Annotated in this window: 22 protein-coding genes, 2 tRNA genes and 1 pseudogene; 14 read left to right on the top strand and 11 right to left on the bottom strand. The window is 51.4% G+C overall.

Annotated features, from left to right (window positions below; all coding sequences use genetic code 11):
* Positions 1-89 precede the first annotated feature (89 nt).
* Positions 90-614 (top strand): annotated as a pseudogene (locus tag ACMHXE_RS10815) (transposase); the annotation flags it as partial.
* Between the two features lie 40 nt (positions 615-654).
* Here ACMHXE_RS10815 and rpoD read toward each other — a convergent pair.
* From rpoD to rpsU, 4 genes are all read right to left on the bottom strand, one after another.
* Positions 655-2,502 carry an RNA polymerase sigma factor RpoD gene (gene rpoD / locus ACMHXE_RS10820; RefSeq protein ID WP_101056995.1) on the bottom strand — a complete coding sequence of 616 codons (1,848 nt, stop codon included), beginning with the start codon at positions 2,500-2,502 and terminating at the stop codon, positions 655-657.
* A gap of 133 nt (positions 2,503-2,635) precedes the next feature.
* A complete protein-coding gene (gene dnaG, locus ACMHXE_RS10825; RefSeq protein ID WP_039034928.1) occupies positions 2,636-4,363 on the bottom strand; it encodes a DNA primase in 1,728 nt (575 codons plus the stop codon).
* A gap of 80 nt (positions 4,364-4,443) precedes the next feature.
* On the bottom strand, positions 4,444-4,887 hold the full coding sequence (locus tag ACMHXE_RS10830; protein ID WP_025010513.1) for a GatB/YqeY domain-containing protein: 444 nt from the start codon (positions 4,885-4,887) through the stop codon (positions 4,444-4,446).
* A gap of 6 nt (positions 4,888-4,893) precedes the next feature.
* Positions 4,894-5,109: a 30S ribosomal protein S21 gene (gene rpsU, locus ACMHXE_RS10835; protein WP_006080725.1), complete on the bottom strand. Its 216-nt coding sequence runs from the start codon at positions 5,107-5,109 to the stop codon at positions 4,894-4,896.
* Between the two features lie 196 nt (positions 5,110-5,305).
* Here rpsU and tsaD point away from each other — a divergent pair, with 196 nt between their 5' ends.
* Positions 5,306-6,322 carry a tRNA (adenosine(37)-N6)-threonylcarbamoyltransferase complex transferase subunit TsaD gene (gene tsaD, locus ACMHXE_RS10840; RefSeq protein WP_101056997.1) on the top strand — a complete coding sequence of 339 codons (1,017 nt, stop codon included), beginning with the start codon at positions 5,306-5,308 and terminating at the stop codon, positions 6,320-6,322.
* A 98-nt stretch (positions 6,323-6,420) separates the two neighbouring features.
* Here the strand turns inward: tsaD and plsY are convergent, their stop codons facing one another.
* Positions 6,421-7,017 (bottom strand): glycerol-3-phosphate 1-O-acyltransferase PlsY, encoded by a 597-nt coding sequence (gene plsY / locus ACMHXE_RS10845; protein WP_373296862.1) that lies wholly within the window; start codon positions 7,015-7,017, stop codon positions 6,421-6,423.
* A 274-nt stretch (positions 7,018-7,291) separates the two neighbouring features.
* Between plsY and folB the strand changes: the two genes are divergently transcribed.
* Genes folB through ACMHXE_RS10865 form a run of 4 tightly spaced genes read left to right on the top strand, consistent with a single transcriptional unit; the run spans position 7,292 to position 9,783 of the window.
* Positions 7,292-7,642, top strand: coding sequence for a dihydroneopterin aldolase (gene folB, locus ACMHXE_RS10850; RefSeq protein WP_101057001.1), 351 nt, complete (start codon positions 7,292-7,294; stop codon positions 7,640-7,642).
* Positions 7,643-7,649: 7 nt separating this feature from the next.
* Complete coding sequence (folK, locus tag ACMHXE_RS10855) at positions 7,650-8,147, top strand: 2-amino-4-hydroxy-6-hydroxymethyldihydropteridine diphosphokinase (protein WP_101057003.1); 498 nt, start codon at positions 7,650-7,652, stop codon at positions 8,145-8,147.
* Positions 8,148-8,164: 17 nt separating this feature from the next.
* Positions 8,165-8,965, top strand: coding sequence for an undecaprenyl-diphosphate phosphatase (locus ACMHXE_RS10860; RefSeq protein ID WP_101057005.1), 801 nt, complete (start codon positions 8,165-8,167; stop codon positions 8,963-8,965).
* Between the two features lie 8 nt (positions 8,966-8,973).
* Complete coding sequence (locus tag ACMHXE_RS10865; protein ID WP_101057007.1) at positions 8,974-9,783, top strand: putative RNA methyltransferase; 810 nt, start codon at positions 8,974-8,976, stop codon at positions 9,781-9,783.
* Positions 9,784-9,915: 132 nt separating this feature from the next.
* Here ACMHXE_RS10865 and ACMHXE_RS10870 read toward each other — a convergent pair whose 3' ends face one another.
* Together ACMHXE_RS10870 and ACMHXE_RS10875 are read right to left on the bottom strand one after the other, a co-directional pair.
* Entirely contained in the window at positions 9,916-10,182 is a 267-nt protein-coding gene (locus tag ACMHXE_RS10870) for an Lpp/OprI family alanine-zipper lipoprotein (RefSeq protein WP_025010519.1), read from the bottom strand.
* Between the two features lie 227 nt (positions 10,183-10,409).
* Positions 10,410-11,651: a multifunctional CCA addition/repair protein gene (locus ACMHXE_RS10875; RefSeq protein ID WP_101057009.1), complete on the bottom strand. Its 1,242-nt coding sequence runs from the start codon at positions 11,649-11,651 to the stop codon at positions 10,410-10,412.
* Positions 11,652-11,817: 166 nt separating this feature from the next.
* Here ACMHXE_RS10875 and ACMHXE_RS10880 point away from each other — a divergent pair, with 166 nt between their 5' ends.
* Positions 11,818-13,473: an ExeA family protein gene (locus ACMHXE_RS10880; protein WP_101057011.1), complete on the top strand. Its 1,656-nt coding sequence runs from the start codon at positions 11,818-11,820 to the stop codon at positions 13,471-13,473.
* Positions 13,473-14,633, top strand: a complete 1,161-nt coding sequence (locus tag ACMHXE_RS10885; RefSeq protein ID WP_413732245.1) for a general secretion pathway protein GspB — start codon at positions 13,473-13,475, stop codon at positions 14,631-14,633. The genes ACMHXE_RS10880 and ACMHXE_RS10885 overlap by 1 nt, the downstream gene beginning before the upstream one ends.
* Before the next feature lie 275 nt (positions 14,634-14,908).
* Here the strand turns inward: ACMHXE_RS10885 and ACMHXE_RS10890 are convergent.
* Positions 14,909-14,984, bottom strand: a tRNA-Thr gene (locus tag ACMHXE_RS10890).
* 7 nt (positions 14,985-14,991) lie between these two features.
* Positions 14,992-15,067: transfer RNA gene (locus ACMHXE_RS10895), tRNA-Phe, on the bottom strand.
* Positions 15,068-15,443: 376 nt separating this feature from the next.
* Here ACMHXE_RS10895 and ACMHXE_RS10900 point away from each other — a divergent pair.
* The 6 genes from ACMHXE_RS10900 to ACMHXE_RS10925 all read left to right on the top strand — a co-directional run bounded on the left by ACMHXE_RS10900 (position 15,444) and on the right by ACMHXE_RS10925 (position 19,661).
* Positions 15,444-15,992, top strand: a complete 549-nt coding sequence (locus ACMHXE_RS10900; protein ID WP_165565443.1) for a cytochrome b — start codon at positions 15,444-15,446, stop codon at positions 15,990-15,992.
* 4 nt (positions 15,993-15,996) lie between these two features.
* On the top strand, positions 15,997-16,572 hold the full coding sequence (locus tag ACMHXE_RS10905; RefSeq protein WP_101057017.1) for a YceI family protein: 576 nt from the start codon (positions 15,997-15,999) through the stop codon (positions 16,570-16,572).
* Positions 16,573-16,736: 164 nt separating this feature from the next.
* A complete protein-coding gene (locus ACMHXE_RS10910) occupies positions 16,737-17,072 on the top strand; it encodes a thioredoxin family protein (protein WP_054745432.1) in 336 nt (111 codons plus the stop codon).
* Between the two features lie 148 nt (positions 17,073-17,220).
* Positions 17,221-17,763: a dihydrofolate reductase family protein gene (locus ACMHXE_RS10915; RefSeq protein ID WP_025009479.1), complete on the top strand. Its 543-nt coding sequence runs from the start codon at positions 17,221-17,223 to the stop codon at positions 17,761-17,763.
* Positions 17,760-18,251 (top strand): ATP-binding protein, encoded by a 492-nt coding sequence (locus ACMHXE_RS10920; RefSeq protein ID WP_335921585.1) that lies wholly within the window; start codon positions 17,760-17,762, stop codon positions 18,249-18,251. Before ACMHXE_RS10915 ends, ACMHXE_RS10920 begins: the two co-directional genes overlap by 4 nt.
* 219 nt (positions 18,252-18,470) lie before the next feature.
* Positions 18,471-19,661 (top strand): multidrug effflux MFS transporter, encoded by a 1,191-nt coding sequence (locus ACMHXE_RS10925; protein WP_413732248.1) that lies wholly within the window; start codon positions 18,471-18,473, stop codon positions 19,659-19,661.
* A gap of 88 nt (positions 19,662-19,749) precedes the next feature.
* Here ACMHXE_RS10925 and ACMHXE_RS10930 read toward each other — a convergent pair whose 3' ends face one another.
* Both ACMHXE_RS10930 and ACMHXE_RS10935 read right to left on the bottom strand, forming a co-directional pair.
* On the bottom strand, positions 19,750-20,745 hold the full coding sequence (locus ACMHXE_RS10930) for a DUF2955 domain-containing protein (protein ID WP_101057023.1): 996 nt from the start codon (positions 20,743-20,745) through the stop codon (positions 19,750-19,752).
* A gap of 232 nt (positions 20,746-20,977) precedes the next feature.
* Positions 20,978-21,603: IS256 family transposase (locus tag ACMHXE_RS10935; RefSeq protein ID WP_224868444.1), on the bottom strand; the 626-nt coding region annotated here is incomplete at its 5' end.

Below are 21,603 nucleotides of genomic sequence, written 5' to 3' on the forward strand. Positions count from 1 at the left end.
AAGAAGGCACAGTGCTCTGGGCTATATCAGTCCAGAAAACTACGAACTAAAGAGTGTTGCTTAGTAGCGTGTCCTGTATTAGCGGTGCGGATCATATTGAAGCTCGCTTACTGACGAAGACGATAAAAGGTAAGTCGGTTTCCATTTTGACCTCATTAACGGACCCATTGCGTTATCCGGGGGCAGAGATAGCGGATTTATATGCCCATCGATGGGAGATAGAAGTGGGCTATCGGGAGATGAAGCAGCATCTTCTGGAGAGTCGCTTTACGTTACGCAGTCAATTGCCAGAGCTGGTTATCCAAGAATTGTGGGGAGTACTGTTGGCCTATAACCTCATCAGATACAAGATGGTGTTGATGGCTAAAAGCTTACCGTCGTTACATCCGAACCAATTAAGCTTTAGAGATGCGTCGAGTTATATCATTTTTAAACTGACTCAGCTGTCATCTCAAACGCCTGGGAATGTCCCGAGAGATGTCTTGGACATAGTGCGTAATGCGAGGCAGTTCAAGCTTGATGGGAAACGGGATAGAGCCTATCCACGTGCGTTAAAAATGAGTAAAAACAAGTATCCCATTAAGCCTAAGAAAAATGCCGTTCACACTAAGTGAACGGCATTACGCGTAGCGGGGTTTTTGTACAAAAGTTTGCTTACTCGTCCAAGAAAGACTTGAGGATTTCCGAGCGGCTCGGGTGACGCAGCTTACGCAGTGCCTTGGCCTCAATCTGACGAATACGTTCTCGGGTAACGTCGAACTGCTTGCCCACTTCCTCTAGGGTGTGGTCAGTGTTCATGTCGATACCAAAACGCATTCTGAGGACCTTGGCTTCACGGGCCGTCAGGCCAGCAAGCACTTCATGAGTGGCACTCTTGAGGCTTTCGCTGGTGGCGCTGTCCAGTGGCAGCTCGAGGGTAGTATCCTCGATGAAATCCCCCAGATGCGAATCTTCGTCGTCCCCGATAGGGGTCTCCATGGAGATAGGCTCTTTGGCGATTTTCAGCACTTTGCGGATCTTGTCTTCCGGCATCATCATCCGCTCGGCCAGCTCTTCAGGAGAAGGCTCGCGTCCCATTTCCTGCAGCATCTGCCGCGAGATACGGTTGAGCTTGTTGATGGTCTCTATCATGTGTACCGGGATACGTATGGTACGGGCCTGGTCCGCGATTGAACGGGTAATAGCCTGACGGATCCACCAGGTAGCATAGGTAGAGAACTTATAACCACGACGATATTCAAACTTGTCTACAGCCTTCATCAGACCTATGTTGCCCTCCTGGATCAGATCCAGGAACTGCAGGCCACGGTTGGTGTATTTCTTGGCGATAGAAATAACCAGACGCAAGTTGGCTTCAACCATTTCCTTCTTGGCACGGCGAGCCTTGGCTTCACCTATGCTCATGCGGCGGTTGATGTCTTTGATTGAGGCGATAGACAGGCCGGTTTCGGCTTCGATGGCTTCCAGCTTGGCGCGGCAGCGCAGCACGTCTTCCTCGACCATTTTCAGGCCTTCGGCGTATGGCTTGCCGGAGTTCATCTCGGCGTTGAACCAGCTGATATCGGTTTCGTTGCCGGTGAAGAGCTTAACAAAGTTCTTCTTCGGCATTTTGGCTTGTTCAACACAAAGCTTGAGGATCAGGCGTTCCTGAACCCGAACTTTGTCCATCATGCTGCGCATGCTCTTGACCAGACGGTCAAACTGCTTGGGCACCAGACGGAACTCTTTGAAAATCTCGCCAATGTGAAACAGGGTGGCGACTGACTCGGGATGATCGCGTCCCTTGAGTTCGATGAGTTTCAGTGAGTTTTCGTAGACGGTGCGTAGTTGCCCAAAACGCTCACGGGCTTCTTCCGGATCCGGACCTTTTGAGCCTTCATCTTCGGAATCGCTGTCGTCATCGTCATCATCGTCGTCCATATCATCTTCATCATCCAGATCTTCATCGGATAACTCTGAGCCAATATGGGTGGCGCTTGGGCCTACATTGTCTTCATCGGGATTGACAAATCCAGAGATAATGTCGGACAGGCGGATCTCTTCGGCCTCGAACTGATCAAACTGTTCGAGGATCATGGCGATTGCCTGTGGGTACTCGGCGACTGAGCTCTGTACCGTGTTGATGCCTTCTTCGATACGCTTGGCGATCTGAATTTCACCTTCGCGGGTCAGCAGTTCCACTGTTCCCATTTCACGCATATACATGCGTACAGGATCTGTGGTACGGCCCAATTCGCTCTCTACAGAGGCGAGGGCAGCAGCTGCTTCCTCGGCGGCATCTTCATCCGTGCTGTCTTCCGACATCATAATGTCATCGACATCCGGTGCTTCTTCAAACACTCGGATACCCATGTCATTTATCATCTGGATAATATCTTCGATCTGGTCAGAATCGACCATATCTGCAGGCAAGTGGTCATTCACTTCTGCATAGGTTAGGTAACCTTGCTCTTTGCCTTTGGCGAGCAACAGTTTAAGTTGCGACTGCGGAGTTTGATCCATAGATATCATCCAAGTTGGGTAACTGTTACAACGATGGGCAGCGGCCTGGGGCTCTTGCCGCACAAATCGTCAATTATAGCCATGTGCGCATCCCTGTGCTAGTCCGGCGACCGGACCCATAAATTGAGAGAGCTTATTGGCAGCTTTTCATGGCTGCGATTAGCTTCTTAAGCTGTATTTTCTCTTCTTTAGTATGGGTCTGTTTCAGACTTAATTCCTGGTAACGTTGCTCAATGTATTGATTATTCAGCCATACCAGGGATTTTTTGAACTCTTGCTCCAGGTTTTCATCCGCCACTTGATGCTCCCATTGGGCCAGTTTTCTCAGGGCGGAAAATTCGTCCGTATCCCTGAATTGCTCAAGTAGTTGTGCGCTGTTCATCTTCTGGGCGCGAGTCAAATCCAGTAATTCGACCAGCAAGTCTATGCCGGCCATCTGCAAATGCTTAAGAGCCGGTTGGGGGATCAAATTCAGCCCCAACTGTGGGTGTTGTACCAGCAAGGCGACGGCGAGTCGCAGCGGGGTACCCCGGCCCTTAAGCGCTTTATGCCGGGCAGAAGCCACCCCTTGGGGGCTCTTGAATCCCAGCTTTTTCTTTAGATCATCTGCGCTGTTCATGCCGAGCCTGTGTGACAGGTCTTCGAGCAATAGATTTTGCAGCACAGTGTCTTGAATCTTTTCAATCAGAGCAATGGCTTGCTTGGCCAGGTTGCCCTTGTCTGTCCCGTATTTTGTGGTCAGGGTATCGAACAGAAACCCTGTCAGTGTTTGCGCTTCATCTATCAATGCTTCGAAGGCTTCTTTGCCTGTCTTGCGCACCATGGAGTCGGGATCTTCCCCCTGGGGCAAAAACATAAAGCGCACTGTATCGCCGGGCTTCAGCAGTGGCAGGGCGGTTTCCAGTGCGCGCCAGGCTGCTTCTTTACCCGCGTTGTCTCCGTCATAACAGCAAACCACTTCTTTGGCGCTGCGCAGCAACAACTGAAACTGTTCGGCCGTGGTTGAGGTGCCCAGTGAGGCTACCGCATAATCGACCCCAAATTGCGCCAGCGCTACCACGTCCATATAACCTTCGACAATCAGCACTTGCCGAGGTTCTCTGTGGGCTTGTTTCAGCTCATACAGACCGTAAAGCTCATTACCCTTATGAAATATGGGCGTTTCCGGAGAATTCAAGTACTTGGGGGTACCATCTCCCAATACCCTGCCACCAAAGGCTATCACCCGGCCGCGCCTATCGCGGATCGGGAACATCAGTCTGTCACGGAAGCGGTCATAACGCTTACCGTTGTCGTTGCTGATGATCATCCCCGCAGTCAACAGCTTGTCCTGCGACTCTTGCTGCGAGCGGTAACGGCTCAGTAAACCGTCCCAGCCATCGGGGGCAAAGCCTATGCCGAAGCGTTCGACGACCTGGTCTGATAACCCACGAAAGGCCAGATAGTCCAACACCTTCTGTTTGTCCTGGTGTTGTCTGAGCTGGCTTTGATAATACCTGTTGGCCTCTTCCATCAACTGATAGAGATCGCGGCTGAGCCCTTCGTCACGACGACGGTTGGGGTTATTCTCCCGCGGCACTTCCAACCCCAGTTGGCTTGCCAGCTCCTCAATAGCATCGAGGAACTCGAGACGGTCATACTCCATGATGAAGTCGATGGCATTGCCATGGGCTCCACAGCCGAAGCAATGGTAAAACTGTTTGTCTCTGCTGACGGTGAAAGAGGGTGATTTTTCACTGTGGAAAGGGCAACAGGCAGAATAATTCTTACCCGCTTTTTTAAGGGGTACTTTGTGATCAATAAGATCAACTATGTCTGTGCGAGCAATCAGCTCATTGATAAAATCACGAGGTATAGCCATCAGACTGAGTCATGCACCCTTGACCGATGTAAACAAACAAGCCGCGCAGATGCACGGCTTGTTCATACGTGGAAACCCGCTTATTGCAGTTTGGCACGGATCTGGGCACTGATGGCACCCATGTCTGCACGACCCTGAACTTTGGATTTCAACGCTCCCATTACTTTGCCCATATCCGCCATGGTGCTGGCGCCGCTATCCTGGATAGCAGCATCAATTAGCGCAGCGATTTCGCTTTCGCTCAGAGGCTGTGGCAGGAAAGTTTCAATAACTTGAATCTCTGCTGCTTCGGCTTCTGCCAACTCCGGACGACCCGCTGCTTCATATTGGGCAATGGCATCACGGCGTTGTTTCACCATTTTGGTCAAGACAGCTATTATCTGCTCATCATTCAGAGTTTCGCGGGTATCCACTTCAATCTGTTTGATGGCAGCTAATGCCATACGAATCGTACCCAGGCGGACCTTCTCTTTGGCCACCAAGGCTTGTTTCATTTGGTCTTTTAGCTTATCTATCAGGCTCATAAGGAATTAGTATAAACGTACGCGACGTGCGTTTTCGCGAGAAAGCTTCTTGGCCAGACGCTTAACTGCAGCAGCTTTTGCACGCTTACGAGCAGTAGTTGGCTTCTCGTAGAATTCACGAGCACGCACGTCGGCCAGGATACCGGCTTTTTCACAAGAGCGCTTGAAACGACGCAGAGCTACGTCGAATGGTTCGTTTTCACGTACTTTAATAATTGGCATACGCCATCACCCCTTAGGTGTAAGTTTGTATTGAGTCAATCACTTGACCCAAGTGGATTTAAAATGGTGCGGAATTTTAAACCGACAGGCACTGAATGTAAAGTCCCTAAAGTAAATTCACTTTAGCCTACAACTGGAGAAATCTCCTGGTTAGGGGTAGAATTGGCGCCCCTTTTCAGGTGGAAAGATTTCATAGATGCGGGTTTTAGGTATTGAGACATCCTGTGATGAGACAGGAATAGCGGTTTACGACGAAGAGCAGGGGCTGTTATCCCATGCACTCTACAGTCAGGTCAAGTTACATGCCGACTACGGTGGCGTGGTGCCTGAGCTGGCATCACGGGATCATGTACGTAAAATAGTACCGCTGATCCGTGAGGCACTGGCCAAGGCCGATACCCGTATCGAAGATCTCGACGGTATCGCTTACACCAAGGGCCCTGGGCTGATTGGCGCGCTTTTGGTGGGGGCTTGCGTCGGTCGCTCCTTGGCATTTGCCTGGAATAAGCCTGCAGTAGGTGTTCATCATATGGAAGGACATCTGCTGGCGCCCATGTTGGAAGAGGATGCACCTGAGTTCCCCTTTGTGGCGCTCTTGGTTTCCGGAGGTCACTCCATGCTGGTGAAGGTAGAAGGCATAGGTCGCTACGAAGTACTGGGTGAGTCCATAGACGATGCGGCCGGTGAAGCCTTCGACAAGACCGCCAAACTGATGGGGCTTGATTATCCTGGTGGCCCAAGACTGGCTAAACTCGCCGCCAAGGGCGAAAAGTCCGGTTATAAGTTTCCTCGGCCGATGACGGACAGACCGGGGTTGGATTTTAGTTTCTCAGGGTTGAAAACCTACGCCGCCAATACCATAGCCGCCGAACCGGATGATGAACAGACCCGTGCCAATATCGCCAGGGCCTTTGAAGAAGCCGTGGTCGATACCATGGTTATCAAGTGCCGCCGCGCACTGGAGCAAACCGGCTTTAAGCGCTTGGTTATTGCCGGCGGTGTCAGTGCCAACACCCGCCTGAGAAGTTCACTGGCCGAGTTGATGCAGAGCAGAGGCGGCAAGGTTTTCTATCCCAGAGGTGAGTTCTGTACAGATAACGGCGCTATGATAGCCTACGCGGGCTTGCAACGCCTCAAAGCCGGCGAGCGTGAGACGTTGGCGGTAAAAGGGCAGCCGCGTTGGCCGCTGGATACGTTGGAAGCGGTTTCCTGAAACCCGGCAATATAGTTTAAAGTACCTGAAAAGCAAAAGGCGCCACTGGCGCCTTTTGGGTTTTTAATATTGTCTTCACAACCGTGACCTTGCAGGCCCTATTTAGTGCGCCTGGAGCGGGATACTTTGGACTCCTCTCCTTTGAGCAGGCGGCGAATATTATCCTTGTGGCGCACTATGATCAGAGTCGATAGCATCGCCACAGGTAGGGTAAATCTGTCATCCAGCCACCAGGTATATAAAGGTGCCAGCAGGGCGGTAACCAAAGCCGCCAGCGATGAGTAGCGGGTCAGTAAAACCACCACTAACCAGGTGCCCATCAAACACAGCGCCAAGCCTTCACCTATGGGCGCCATGGCACCGAGCGCTGTGGCTACGCCTTTGCCGCCTTTGAAACCGAAGAAAATCGGGTATATGTGCCCCAGGCAGGCGGCAATGGCTATTACTCCGAGCCAGACGGCATCTATCCCCATCAGATAAGCGGTATAAGCGGGCAGAGCTCCTTTGAGCATATCGAAGAAAAACACCATGGCGGCGGCCCAGGTGCCACCGATACGCAGCACATTGGTCGCGCCCGGGTTGCCGGAGCCCTTGCCTCTGGGGTCCGGCAAGCCCTTGAGGCGGCATACCAGTACGGCGCTGGAGATAGAGCCGAGCAAGTAAGCGGCCACAATCATCATTGGGGTCAGTACCATGGTACTCAAATTGGTTTCCTTACTCGTCTTAAGGTATTATCGCGCACACTGAAAAATGCAGCCCTTGCCCAGATAACCCAAGGTGAAAATCTTGACCGCCTGCTGGTGGTTGGAAATTTCGGGTTCATCTTGTCCTTCAATGCCTTATCCTACTTAAGATCGGGCCAGGTAGAAAGGGGCTACAGTGAATATCTCCGGAACGCGTCGGATTATAGCGGTTTTATCGCCGTTAGCTTATCTGACCTCAGGCCCGGCAGTTGTTAAGGGGGATTTTATGGACAGAGTGCTGATACGGGAATTACAGATAGAGACAGTTATTGGGATCTATGAGTGGGAAAAGCAGGTGCACCAGACGCTGCTTATCGATCTGGATATGGCCTGGGATAACAGAGCCGCCGCAGACAGTGATGATTACAGCCAGGCGCTCTGTTATGAAACCGTCAGCAAGCGCCTTACTGCCTTGATTACCGAAAAGCCTATTGAGCTGATTGAAACCGTGGCCGAAATGATAGCCCACTGTCTGATGAGTGAGTTTGCAGTGCCTTGGGTCAAGGTGCGGGTGATGAAGCCCGGCGCCGTTCCTTCGGCCAAAGCGGTCGGTGTTGAAATCGAGCGTGGTATCTAACGGCAATATGGCACATATCTACATCAGTCTGGGTAGCAATATCGACCCGGAACATTATTTACGTGCAGCTATCAAAGAGCTGCACGCTGCTTTTGGCGAGCTGCTGTTGTCATCGGTTTACGAGAGTGAATCGGTGGGATTCAAGGGCAGCAACTTTCTCAATATGGTGGTGGGCGCTCATACCTCGCTCGGTATTGCCGAAGTGGTGGCCTGCTTCAAGCAGATAGAATTGCGTCATGGTCGGCTCCCGGGAGCAAAGAAATTTGCTCCGCGCACCTTGGATCTGGATCTGCTGCTCTACGATGACAAGGTCTGTCAGCAGCCCATTGTTTTACCCAGAGCCGAGATCCTGACCAATGCTTTTGTGCTTTGGCCACTGGCTGAACTGGCACCGCAAACCAAGCATCCTCTGGCACAACTCAGCTATCAGCAGTTGTGGCAGGAATATGACAAGGCCAGTCAGAAACTCTGGCCTATCGCTTTCGATTGGGGCCTGTCGGCCTGATTTTTTAAAGGACAATTATGGACACATTACAGGTCATTATCCTTGCCCTGATCCAGGGCCTGACTGAATTTTTGCCTATTTCCAGCTCGGCGCATCTTATTTTGCCCTCTCAGTTACTTGGCTGGGAAGATCAAGGACTGGCCTTTGATGTGGCGGTGCACATAGGTTCACTGCTCGCTGTGGTACTTTACTTCCGCGCTGAAATCATCGCTATGCTGAACGCCTGGTTTGGCAGCATATTCAAGGGTAATCACAGCGCCGAGAGTAAACTGGCCTGGTGGATTATTCTGGCTACTATACCTGCAGTTATCTTTGGTTTTATGGCCAAAGATCTGGTTGAAACTTATCTGCGGGGCCCGGGCGTTATCGCTATCACTACTGTGGTATTCGGTTTGCTGCTCTGGTGGTCAGATAAGATGGCGCGGCTTGAGCTTAGTGAGTATCAAACAGGTTGGCGCAAGGCATTGATGATAGGTTTTGCCCAGGCACTGGCGCTTATTCCCGGCACCAGTCGCTCGGGGATCACCATGACGGCGGCCTTGATGCTGGGGCTTAATCGCGAGGCGGCGGCGCGTTTCTCTTTTTTGATGTCGATTCCAGTGATCCTGGGGGCTGCGCTGCTGATGGGCAAAGATCTGCTCGAAGGTGGGCATGTGATTGACTGGCAGGCGTTGATTTTGGGGGTAGTGCTTTCTTTTATAGCGGCCTTCACCTGTATTCACTTGTTTTTGAAGATTATCAGCAAGATGGGCATGCTGCCTTTCGTGATCTATCGTTTGGCGCTCGGCGCACTCCTGTGCGGCTTTATCTTTCTGTGAGGCCCTAGATGAATTCAGTGCAATTTCAGTGCCCGGTTTGCCAGAGTGAGCTCAGGCAACATCAGGCATCCAGAGGTTTTTACTGCGCCAACAAGCATCACTTCGATCGCCAGGAGGATGGCTATTGGTTGCTGGCCAAGCCCAAGAGCGCGGCGGTGCACGCCTTGTCGCGTCAGGCGCTGCGGGCCCGGCGTTTTTTGCTGCAGTCTGAGTTGATGGCGCCTTTGCATCAGGCGCTCAATCTCAAGCTGGCCAGGCTTGCTGAAAACTGTGATGCCTTGCTTGACCCCAACGCTGGAGATGGCGCCTTGCAGCAGATGCTGCAACTGCCGGATGGGCTGCAACGCTTGCTAATCAGTGATGCGCAAAATGCCGCCTTCGCCGCGGCCAAGGCAATGCCTGAGGCGCAGGTATTTCTCAGTGTTGCCAAACGCTTACCCTTTGAAGACGCGCAGTTTTCACTGGTGACTTTGCTTGATGGACAGCTCAAGGGCAAGGAGATCCCCAGGGTGATGAAGCCGGGGGCACATCTTGTGATGTTGGCACCCGGGCCCAGACACTTATGGCAGTTGCGTGAGCAATTGAGTGCTGACCTTAAGCTGCGGGAGTTCAGCATCAGCCTGCCGGCGGAGTTGACTGTGCTGGAAACCGAGAGCTTGAGTTTTTCGCTGGATGTCAGTGGTGAACAGGCGTTGACGCTTCTGGAAACCACTCCCTATGCCTGGCGCGCCGGTGAAAAGCAGAAGCGCTCGATTGCAGGACGGGCCATTGAAGGGCTGGAGCTGGATTACCGTTTGTTGGTGATCAAACGAAACTGAGTCTGAACCTGGGGTTTCGGGCTGGAAAGTGAAGATTGATTGGGAATGTCGGTAAGTTTTGACGGGGACAGCTTGTAGCTTGGAGAATAAATCAAATCGGCAACACCTTGGTGTTGCCGATCCGGGACTGAATTACTTCTTGTAACGAGAAGCAACGTTGTCCAAGCGGTCGTTAGCACGCTTAGCTTCAGACTGAGCGTCCATAGCAGCAGCTTTGGCATCTTTAACGTCAGCAGACAGTTTGCCTTGCTCTGCTTTCAGAGAGCTAACTTCGGCTGATAATTGATCAACTTTGTTGCCCAGGTTAGCAACGCTTTCTTCCAGAGCAGTGGTGTTGGCACAGCCGCCCAGCAGAGCAGTCATTGCTACGCCAGCAATCATCAGTACTTTTTTGTTCATGAAGAAATCCCTTTAGATAGGTTGGATTTTTAATGGCTCGACTGTAAAACAGCCGACACCGCCTAATTATGTCATAGTCAATTTATTTTGCTACGAATATTCACGCACAGGCCGCTTAACCTTATCGAATACTCATTGAATTGCCAAGTCTTTGGGAAAATAGCCAGTTTTTTTCGCTATTTTTTTAACATAACTGAAATTATCACTGTCAATATCTTGCCTTTCTCTCAGGAAACGGCGGAATTCAGTAACAGTTGCTTTTCTTGACGTACGGCGGCAATCCGCTGTCGTACGAGTTGTTCCCTGATGGCCGGGCCTTTGTGCCCTGCTGCCACTATGGGTTTGACATCTATCGCCGATGCCACAGCAAACAACTGCCTCAATGCCTGCGCCTGAGGGTAGGGGGTTTGTTCAAGTCCGGTGCGGCCCTTGGCATCGGCCTCACAGGCCAGTGCCAACTGCTCCAGGCGCTCTGGCTTACGCCAGAAGTCAGCTTTGTCGAAGATTTTCACTATGGTTTCCGGCTTGAGCTCCATCAAATTATGAATATTTTGATGCTGATCGCTGACCAGCAACGCCAGATCCCGATACTCGGAAGGCACTCTCAGCCGCTCACACAGATTGCGGATAGGCGCCAGACCTTTCTGGCCGTGACCGTGATGTTTGGGCAAGATGTCGGCCGGGGTCAAAGCCTTACCGAGATCGTGTACCAGCGCGGCAAAGCGCACCGCTTTGTCCTGGGTCAGTCTTGCGGCTTGCTCCAATACCATTAGTGTGTGAATGCCGCTATCGATTTCAGGATGCCACTTGGCCGGTTGTGGTACGCCGAACAGGGCATCGATTTCCGGCATCAGTGCTTGTAAGGCGTTAACCTGGCGCAGTACTTCAAAAAACACTTGGGGCTGTTCGCAGCCGAGCACCTTATCCAGTTCCTGCCAGACCCGCTCCGGCGTCAGCGCGCTAAGCTCGGGGCCAGTGGCAATTTCCTGCATCAGAGCCAGGGTTTCCGGGGCGATACTGAAACCTTGAGGTGCAAAGCGGGCGGCAAATCTGGCTACTCTGAGTACCCGCAGCGGGTCTTCAATAAAGGCAGGAGAAACATGCCTCAGCACCCGGGCTGCAATATCCTTTTGGCCATCGTAAGGGTCATGCAGCTCGCCATCTTCACTTTGGGCTATGGCATTAATGGTTAAGTCCCGTCGCAACAGATCCTCTTCCAGGGTAACATCGGGCGCCGCATAGCAGGAGAAGCCGCCGTAACCCAAGCCCGTCTTACGCTCGGTTCTTGCCAAGGCATATTCCTCCTGGGTTTTGGGGTGCAGAAACACAGGGAAATCCTTGCCCACCTGCCGGTATCCCAGTGAGACCATCTGCTCCGGAGTCGCTCCGACGACCAGATGATCCCTGTCTTTGACAGGCAAACCCAATAGCTTGTCGCGTACCGCACCGCCAACCAGATAAATCTGCACGCTTGTGAATTCCTTATAATGACTGCTTTGGTATTGGCCTCAGGATAACATGAGACCAGGCCGTGGGGGATTTTCCTGTGCATCACATATATGGCGGCCGGGGTTTTACAATTTATGACCTTGCCTTAAACTGAGCTGTCTCTAACAAAGAAGGATGGTAGTGCCTATGTACAAGGCCTTTTATGGACTGAACGATAACCCGTTTTCAATTGCGCCTAATCCCAGTTACCTGTTTCTCAGTGACAGACACAGGGAAGCCTTGGCGCATTTGACCTATGGTCTGGGGGAAACGGGAGGCTTTGTGCTGCTGACGGGCGAAGTGGGCACAGGAAAAACCACGGTTTCCCGCTGCTTATTGCGGCAACTACCGGAAAATACCGATACTGCTTTTATCCTCAATCCATCTCTGACCGAGCTTGAGCTGCTGGCCACTCTTTGTGATGAATTGAAAATTCCTTATGGTGAGGCACCCACCCTTAAGCAGTTGACCGACCATATCAGTGGTTTTTTGCTGGCTAACCATCAGGCCGGACGCAACACAGTATTGATAATCGATGAGGCCCAACATCTGCGGGCCGAAGTGCTTGAACAACTGCGCCTGCTTACCAATCTGGAAACTGATACTCGTAAATTGTTGCAGGTGATCCTCATAGGTCAGCCCGAGCTGCAGCAACTGCTCAAGCGCCAGGAGTTGCGGCAACTGGCACAGCGAATAACCGCCCGGTACCATCTGTTGCCGCTCACCGAAGAGGAAGTGGGTTTCTATGTGCAGCACAGGTTGCAGGTTGCCGGACGTAGCGAACCCCTGTTCAACCGCGGCGCGATTCGAGCGCTGCATAAATTCAGTGGTGGTATTCCAAGGCTTATCAACCTCTTGTGTGAGCGAGCCCTGATGGCCGGTTATGGTCAGTCGCGAACCCCTATTGATGCCAAGATGGTGGCCTCTGCCGCTGAAGAGGTGCTGGGAGAGAAAATCAAACAACGTAATTATTGGTTACCAGCTTCTGCTGCCGCTATGCTGCTTTTGGCATTTGCCGGTGGTTACTATTTCCTGGCGCAGCCGGAACAGGCAGTGGCCCAAGATCAGTCCGGGCGCCAACTTCATTCAGGGATAGATGCCAAGCAGACTCAGGTTTCCGCTAATAAAGCATCTGTGAACAATCTTTCTGTCAATCAAGCTGGCGCAGACAAGGCCGCAGTCAACCGGGCGCAACGGATCCTGACGCAAGCCATAGATCAGAGCCGCAATATAGATACCGCCTTCGCGGCGCTGTTTGCGCTTTGGGACAAGGTGCCATATTCAGGCATCAGCGCTTGTCAGGCCGCCGAGCAGCAGGGGCTAGCCTGTTATCAGCAGCAGGGTAATCTCAACTCCTTACTACGGCTCAACTATCCGGCTGTGGTCTATCTGGAAGATGAACAACAGCAACCTTTCTATGGCACTTTGGTTACTAAAGATGGTGAACAGTTGCTGCTGCAACTCAATGAACAGCAACTCTGGGTCAGTATTGATTGGTTCAATCGTCATTTCAGCGGCACTTTTGAAATCATCTGGGATGCCCCCAAAGATCCGCTCAAGGCGATAGGCCCCAGTGCCGGCTTGGCCCAAGTGCAATGGCTGGAAAATACTCTGGCGCAGGTAGATGGTCGCCAAGCCAGATTAATGAGCTATTTCGACAGCGAGCTGGAGCAGTCGCTGCAACAGTTTCAACGTCGCCATGGTTTGAAGCCGGACGGTATTGCCGGTAGCCAGACTTTGGTTCAGCTTAATCTGTATCTGAGCCATCAAGGGCCCAGATTGCATGCGGGGGGAGAGAGCTGATGTCTATTCTTCTTGATGCGGTGACCCGGGCCAAGCAACAGGAGATGGGGGAACAACTGGATCCCGTATTAACTCCAAGGGCGCAGTATCGCCAGCAATCTTCTGCAAGTCGCTATCTCAAGCCGCTGGCGGTATTGGTGGCGGCCGTGCTGGCCGGTGGCGCCTTGGCCTGGGGCTGGCACTCGCTTGATACCAATAAAAAGTCGCTGGCTCCCGAGACATCTTCAGTTGGGGGGCAAGCCTCGCAGCAGCAAGCCAGGCAACAAGATGAGTCTCAAGGGCATAAGCAAGCGACTCAAGCCGCTGAGGTGGCTGAACAAGGTGCAACGGAAGTACGTTTGGCCGGTAAGGTTGCCTTGCCTATGGCCCAGCCGATACCTCAGACTCAGGCTGTTCAATCTCGGACAATCCAGTTGCAAAATACATTGCCTCAAAATGCTCAGGCTGCGAATAGGGCGACCATAAACCAAAGTTCAGTAAACCAGGGCTCAATAAACCAGAGCTCAATAAACCAGAGCGGCGAAGCTGAAATTACAGCCCGTCAGACTCCGGCTTCGGTTAATGCACAGTCGACAGGCAGTGATTTATTGGCCGCCAGTGTGGCCGAAGCGGCTAAAGAACTGCAGTTTGCGCAACTCCAGGCTGATGGCTCAGCAACTGTAAATCAGCCGCAGGAGATGCCGCTGACTGACGATGAGCCGATTATCCTGGGAGCCAACCCCAATCGCCGCGGACTTGAGGTGCTCGAGTCTCTCAAGCGCCAGGTTAATGAAGCGGCCGAGGATGTGGGGCTATCCAGTGCCGAGAGTCGCCGCCAGGATGAGTTAGTGGCTCAGTTTCAGGCGGCGCTTGCCGATGTGGAGCACCGGCACTCGGCGGAAAAACCTGTATCACCTCCTGAATTGGACCCCATTCCCAAAACTGAGGAAGAGGTGCCTCCCTATGGCGGCTTGCCTGCCGGACTGCAACTGCAAGTGCCTGAATTTGATATCAGTGCCCATGTATACGCTTCTGAGCCTTCCAAGCGTTGGTTGAATGTAGACGGTGCCGAATTGCAGGAGGGCGATAGTATCAAAGGAATATTAAAGGTTGTTGAGATCCGTCCAAGAGATGTGGTGCTGGAAATTCAAGGGCAGAGGTTTCGGGTACCGGCTATTTGACTTGGTTTTTTAGACTGGCGGTGAACTTGATAACGAACTGCCACGAGGGCGGATAGCTTCTGCATCCAGAGTTAATCTTCGCCGTCGGGCCTGTTCAAACAAGCACTCTGGATGATGTTTGTTTGAACAGGTCTTTAATACCAGGTGCAGCTATGGCTCTAAGCTATGTATAACGACTACATGGGGAAGATAAACGATTAGCAACAAGGAGTTGGGCGGGTAGAGAGTTACAGAAACAAAAACGCCACTCAGTGAGTGGCGTTTTTGCTGTTTCATGGTGCCGGCACCAAGAGTCGAACTCGGGACCTACTGATTACAAGTCAGTTGCTCTACCAACTGAGCTATGCCGGCTAAATTGTGGTGCCCGAACCCGGAATCGAACCAGGGACACGCGGATTTTCAATCCGCTGCTCTACCAACTGAGCTATTCGGGCAACTGAACTGAGTGTCAGTCATCTACTTCGAACCGGGAGTTAAGGCCCGTGTCGTTCGGAGTGCGCGTATAATATAGTTCTGAATTTTTTCCTGCAAGTGCTTTTTCGGCATAAATCCTGTGTTCGCTCAGTTAATGCTCAGAATTGGGCTTTTTGAGCTGAAATCAAACTGATATCGCTTGAAAAGCCAGCACGCCGCCTATTGCATCAAACTATCTTCGCCGCCATCTGCCGTGGTACCCGCATCACTGTGGCTCTTTAAGCCCACCTTTTGTCCTACTTTCTAAAATTTCGAAAGAAATGGCCAATATTTAATGATTTTAGTTTTCATTTAGCCTCCATATGATGTGCTTAAGACCTAGCTTAAGGATAGAAAATGCTTGCCAACACTCGTCAGGGCTACGGCCTTGTCAGCATTTTAAACCATTGGTTATCGGCCATTGCCGTGATAGGCCTGTTTGGGCTCGGCTACTGGATGGTTGATTTGACCTATTACAGTGCCTGGTATCAGAAGGGGCCGCATCTGCACAAGAGTATCGGCATTTTGCTGTTGGCGCTTACCCTGGTCAGATTGTTGTGGAAACTGCTGAGCCCCTCGCCACAGGCGATACCGGACAAGCCTTTACTGCAGAAGGCGGCCCGTTTGACGCATTGGGGACTCTACCTGTTGCTGCTGCTGATTATGTTGAGCGGCATATTGATCTCCACCGCCGATGGCCGGGGTATCGCGGTATTTGACTGGTTTGAGCTGCCGGGTGTCGGTGAGCTGTTTAACAATCAGGCCGATATCGCCGGGGCGATACATAAATACGCCGCCTATAGCTTGATAACCCTGGTGGTGCTGCATGCCTTGGCGGCGCTGAAACACCATTTTATCGATAAAGATCAGACACTCATCAGGATGATTAAACTCAAGAGAGGATAGCGAAATGAAAAAGACCCTGTTTGCCGGTTTGCTTGGCAGCGCCCTGTTATTGCCTTGTGCCGTGAATGCCGCCGACTATGTGATTGATACCCAGGGCGCCCATGCCTCTATCAACTTTAGAGTCAACCATCTTGGCTACAGCTTTGTAGTCGGGCGTTTCAATGAATTTGAAGGCAGCTTCAGCTTTGACAAGGCCAACCCGGCAGATGCCAAGGTGAATGTGACCATCAACACCCAAAGCCTGGATTCAAACCATGCCGAGCGGGACAAGCACCTGCGTTCGGCCGACTTCATCAATGCCGGCAAGTATCCCAAGGCCAGCTTCAGGTCCACCAAGGTGGAGGACAAAGGGAATGGCGAATTGGCGATCACCGGTGACTTTACTCTCAATGGGGTCACCAAGCCGCTGACCATAGATGCCAAGGCTATCGGTGAAGGGCAGGACCCTTGGGGTGGTTACCGCGCCGGGTTTATCGGCTCTACCGAGTTTGCCCTCAAGGATTACAAGATTACTACCGATCTGGGCCCGGCTTCCACTCACGTCAAACTCGATCTGGTGGTTGAAGGGGTTAAGCAGTAATCCACAATAGTTTTTACAGAAGGCGCCGTCGGCGCCTTTTTCTTTTTGGCCTGTAAACTGGCTGCGAAAGTCACCGAAAGCCAGCGCCGATATGGCACAATGAGCGCCAATATAAACAATAGAGCCCGGGTACTTGGGCTGCCGGTGAGTTGTGAGCTGAAACCATGTTGAATATCGAAACCCTTGAGCAGCTTAAACAACTGCTCGAAAGCCAACCCGCGGTATTACTGCTGTTCGGCGGCGAGCATTGCGGTGTGTGTCAGGCGTTGAAGCCCAGAATAAGCGCCATGTTGGCCGACGAGTATCCACTATTGCAGGCGGCCTATATCGATTGTCAGGGCCCTGGCCAGCAGCTGTCTGCCCAGATGAGTATCTTTAGTTTGCCCGTGGTGCAGGTCTATTTTGACGGCGAAAAGTTTGCCGAGTTGCAGCGGGTATTTTCTCTGGCGGATCTGCGAGAGGCAATCGACAGGCCCTATCGGCTCAGTTTTGAGTCTTAGGGAAAATAATCGACAGACCTGTCTGCTGTGTTGTGCTTCTTGTAAAGGACTAAGCCATTTGCGGCGAACCACGCCTTGCATCCAGGCCTGTAAGCCGACGCAGAGCACACATGGGACTTGTTCGCACCTTCCCTGAAGGAGTAGTTAGATGAAAAATAGGGTGTATATGGCCCAGAGTCTGGATGGTTTTATTGCCGGACCTAATGGTGAGCTTGATTGGTTGGCGGCAATAGATAACCCGGAGGGCAGCGATCTGGGATTTGCCGAGTTTATGGCTTCGGTCGATGCTCTGCTCATGGGGCGCAACACTTTTGAAGTGGTGGCCGCCTTCGATGCCTGGCCCTACGATAAACCTGTATTTGTTGCCAGCAATAGTCTCAAGCAATTACCGGAGGGTTTTGCCGGCAAAGCCGAGTTAATTTGCGGCTCGGCAACTGAAATGCTCAGCGCCTTGCATGCAAAGGGGTACCACAACATCTATCTCGATGGCGGCGCTCTTATTCGCTCCTTTATTGCCGCCGCTCTGGTCGATGAGCTGACCATTACCACAGTGCCTGTGTTGCTGGGGGGCGGGATCCGGCTATTTGATACCTTGCCTGGTTCTGTGAACTTGAAGCTGGTGTCATCACAGTTGCTGTTGGGGCAATTGGTAAAGAATCGTTATCAGTTTCAAAGGGAGACACAGGCATGAATCAAGTGGGTACCTTAATCTTTTTCTGCGGCAAGATAGGCGCGGGCAAGTCGACTCTATCGCAAGAGTTGGCTTCAGAGCGGCGCGCCGTCTGTATCAGTGAAGATCAGTGGCTTGCCGCTCTTTTCCCGCAAGAGATCCAAAACTTTGGCGACTATCTCAAGTTTTCGGCCCGGCTCAAACCTGTTATGAGCGCACATATTCAGGCCTTACTCGGTTGCGGTGTCGATGTGGTGCTGGACTTCCCGGCCAATACCGCAGTGCAGCGTCATGGATTCAAGGCCCTGGCCGAGGCGGCTGGAGCGCAGCATCTGCTGGTCTATTTAGAGGCAGATGATGAGTTGTGTCTCGAGCGTCTGGCACTCAGAAGAGTTCAATGCCCGGAGCGGGCAGCGTTCGACAATGAAACCGTCTTTCGGCAGGTGAGTGCCTATTTTGAGGCGCCAACGGCCGAGGAAGCGCTATCGATAGAGGTGCGCCCGGCCTGAAAACAGCCGACATGGCGTTCGCTATTTGGCTGTGGCAGACCAAGATTATTTGTGCCAATATGCGCCGGCCGGTTTGCTGCTCTTTGGCAGAGTTCAAACATGGCGCTATAGTCATGCGGGCGCGAAGGCGCCGCAAAATAGAGGTTAGATTATGAAGAGAGCAGTGAAGGCAGTCCAATTATCGCTTGAATAGATTCTTAGCAATAATTGGACGCAAAAATGAATAGAAACAATATCTGGAATTACTCATTCTTATACTCTTTGGTACTTCTGGTACCTTTCGATCTGCTTGCTTCACTGGGGATGGACTTATACCTTCCGGCAGTGAATGACATCGGCACAAGTTTCAAGGTAGGAAGGGAGCAGGTTCAGCTGACGCTGACCATGTATATGGCACTCCTAGGCCTTGGGCAATTGCTGTTTGGCCCCCTCTCGGACAAGTTTGGCAGAAGGCCGATAGTCGTTATTGGCGCTGTCTTGTACTCATTGTCCAGCCTGGCTATTCCCTTAAGTCCGAACTTTGATTACTTCCTGGGACTGAGATTGTTACAGTCGCTGAGCGCGTCTGCGCTATTGGTTGCGGCGTTTGCCACGGTCAGAGATGTATTTGCAGAAAGGGAAGAAGGCGTAGTCGTTTACGCCATCATGGGTTCAGTGTTGGCTTGTGTCCCGGCAGTGGCTCCGTTTCTGGGCGCCTTGATAGAAAAGCAGTGGCATTGGCAGGGCATATTTTACTTCCTGGGAATATTTGCTGCCGTGGTTGCCGTGCACACAGTGTTTAAATGGCCAGAAACCCGGCCGGCCAACACCCAGCCGTTTCGTTTCAATAGCTTGTTCATCATCCTGGGGTCCAAGACTTTTATCGGTTATACCTTGGCTTATGCAACGGCAATGGGAACCTTCTTCGCCTACTTTTCCACCTCTCCCTCGGTGCTGATGGATACCTTGAGCCTGAGTAAAGTCGAGTTCAGCCTCTGGTTCGGCTCGGTGGCGATTGTGATGATACTGACCACCAGGTTCGTAAAGCCTTTGGTTAGGCGTTGGGGAATCAGCGGCACAGTGTTTCGAGGGCTGGCGGGGCTATTTGTCAGTGGGCTTATCCTCTATCTGTGCGAGTGGTTCTTTGGCGTTACCCTGCTGGGCTTTATGCTTCCCATGTACCTGATTGGAGTCAATATTGCCTTGACTTGCGCAGTCTCGGCCAACGGCGCGCTGCACGCCTTCTCCGCTTCGGCGGGTTTGGCAACGGCGCTTTATTATGCGCTGGAAAGCCTGTACTTAAGCCTTATGGTCAGTGTGCTGATAAAGCTGATCCCGCCCGGGACCTCGGCCACCATAGCCGTGTATATCCTTATCTCTTCCCTGTTGGCTGCGGGCTTTATCCTGCTGGGCAGGCGGCAGAGCAAATAGCTTCTTATAAGCTTGCAGGCCACATTTGAGCTTACTCAGGTGTGGCTTTCGCTGCTGATCGGGCACTTCTTTGAGGAGGCTATTGTGGTTAATGGGTGTTTTTCGGCTCACTCTTGAGCAAGTTTATGGTCAGAACCCCAATTGAGATTGCGGCAACAATGGATGCCAGTCTAACCATTTGAGAAGAGAGCGATAATACACTTGGATTATTGACTATTTGATAAGTCAATACGATAAAGTTGGTAAACAGTAACTGGTAGATAGTCAGGTGGGTTTTACGGCGTATTGCGAAACAGGCTAATTGTAATCCTGAAAAAATAGTTACCCCTATGATCACGAAAGTCGGTGCATTCACAGAGGTTAACAGCATGCATGGTATGGTAAATAGTATCCCGACAGAAGTTGTGATAAGTCTATGGTAGCCAAACGTGTGGCTGTCTTTGGTAATAGGCGATTTTATCATGCTGCCAAAAGTTATGGCTATCAACAAGGCTTGTGAGCTGCCAGCCCAGATTAATGCATAAAGCACAATGCTTGTAGCGGTTGCTTTAAAGACGATTTTCCCCATGTTTTTATCAGCACCTTCAATGCTGGTTTCATCGGGCGGGATATTTGCCTCGTCACCAGGAAATAACCAAAAACCAAGGTAGGTTGCCAACACCGCAATGATAAAGCTTTCGAACAATGTCCATGGTAAGGCGCTTAGTGGTATGGACATCTGTTGCTTCATTACCACCATGAAAATGACGATAACTAAAGTTAAATTGGCAATAATATCTTTGGGATCTTGATGGCCACGGTAATAGCTCAGAAACATCAGTGACCAAGTAAACAGTAAAAATCCAGTGGGCGTACCTATCAACAGATTTCCCAGTGTTACTATGCCAAAACTGATAAGCAGGAGTACTACCAGTAGCTTTAATAGCACCTTAAGCTGTGGCCTGGATGGCATCAGGGTAAACAATATCACTACAAATACAGGGGCGATAACAGGTATGGCGGCGCCTGAATATATGAGATAGAACAGGAGCAGCACTGGCGTGAAAACCAGCCTGATGACTGAATTTGCTGCACTATGAAACATAAGTCAAAACGCTCAGAATGTTCATCCAGATGGACGCCAACCAATCACCAAAGCTACTTTGCTCGGTTAAGAATGCAACCGTTGCTTTAGAACCATAACGAACATTACCGGGCACATTACCGTTCTCAAAGATAATGTTAACCGGATACCGTTGCGCATTTAGGGAGTTATTGTTTGCGACTAAAAAGCCGGTAGCCTGGAGGGTGTTCAAAATTCTGTGTCACGTTAAAAATCACAGATCGATGTGAGCATCCAGTCGTCCTTCAAAATGGATGGACAGCTGAGATAGCGTTAAATTCCAGTTTTGAATCGGGTGTGACCACCGCTCCTGAGCCTTCAATATACCGGCGTAGAGCAGTTTGAGTAAACTGTTCTCGTTGGCAAAACCACCCTTGGTTTTCGTCAGTTTACGAAACTGACGATGTACGGCCTCAACCGCGTTCGTGGTGTAGATAGCCTTACGCACGTATTCCGGGTACTTAAAATAGGTCGATAACAGCGCCCACTTGTTGCGCCAGGACTTGATGACCACAGGATATTTGTCGCCCCATTTGGCTTCCAGCTCGTCCAGCGCCATCTCAGCTGCATTGAGGGTTGTGGCTTTATAGACACACTTTAAATCAGCCATAAACGCCTTCTGGTTTTTAGACGCTACGTATTTCATTGAGTTACGAATTTGATGAATGATGCATGACTGCACCTCTGTATGTGGGTAAATGGTTTCAATGGCTTCAGGGAAGCCTTTAAGGCCATCGACACAGGCAATCAGGATGTCTTTAATTCCGCGACTATGAAGATCGGTTAGTATACTTAGCCACTGATGTGCACCTTCAGTGTCTGAGATATACAAGCCCAACA

Source organism: Shewanella sp. BJSY2023SW007, from assembly GCF_047314525.1.
Classification (GTDB): Bacteria; Pseudomonadota; Gammaproteobacteria; order Enterobacterales; family Shewanellaceae; genus Shewanella; species Shewanella chilikensis.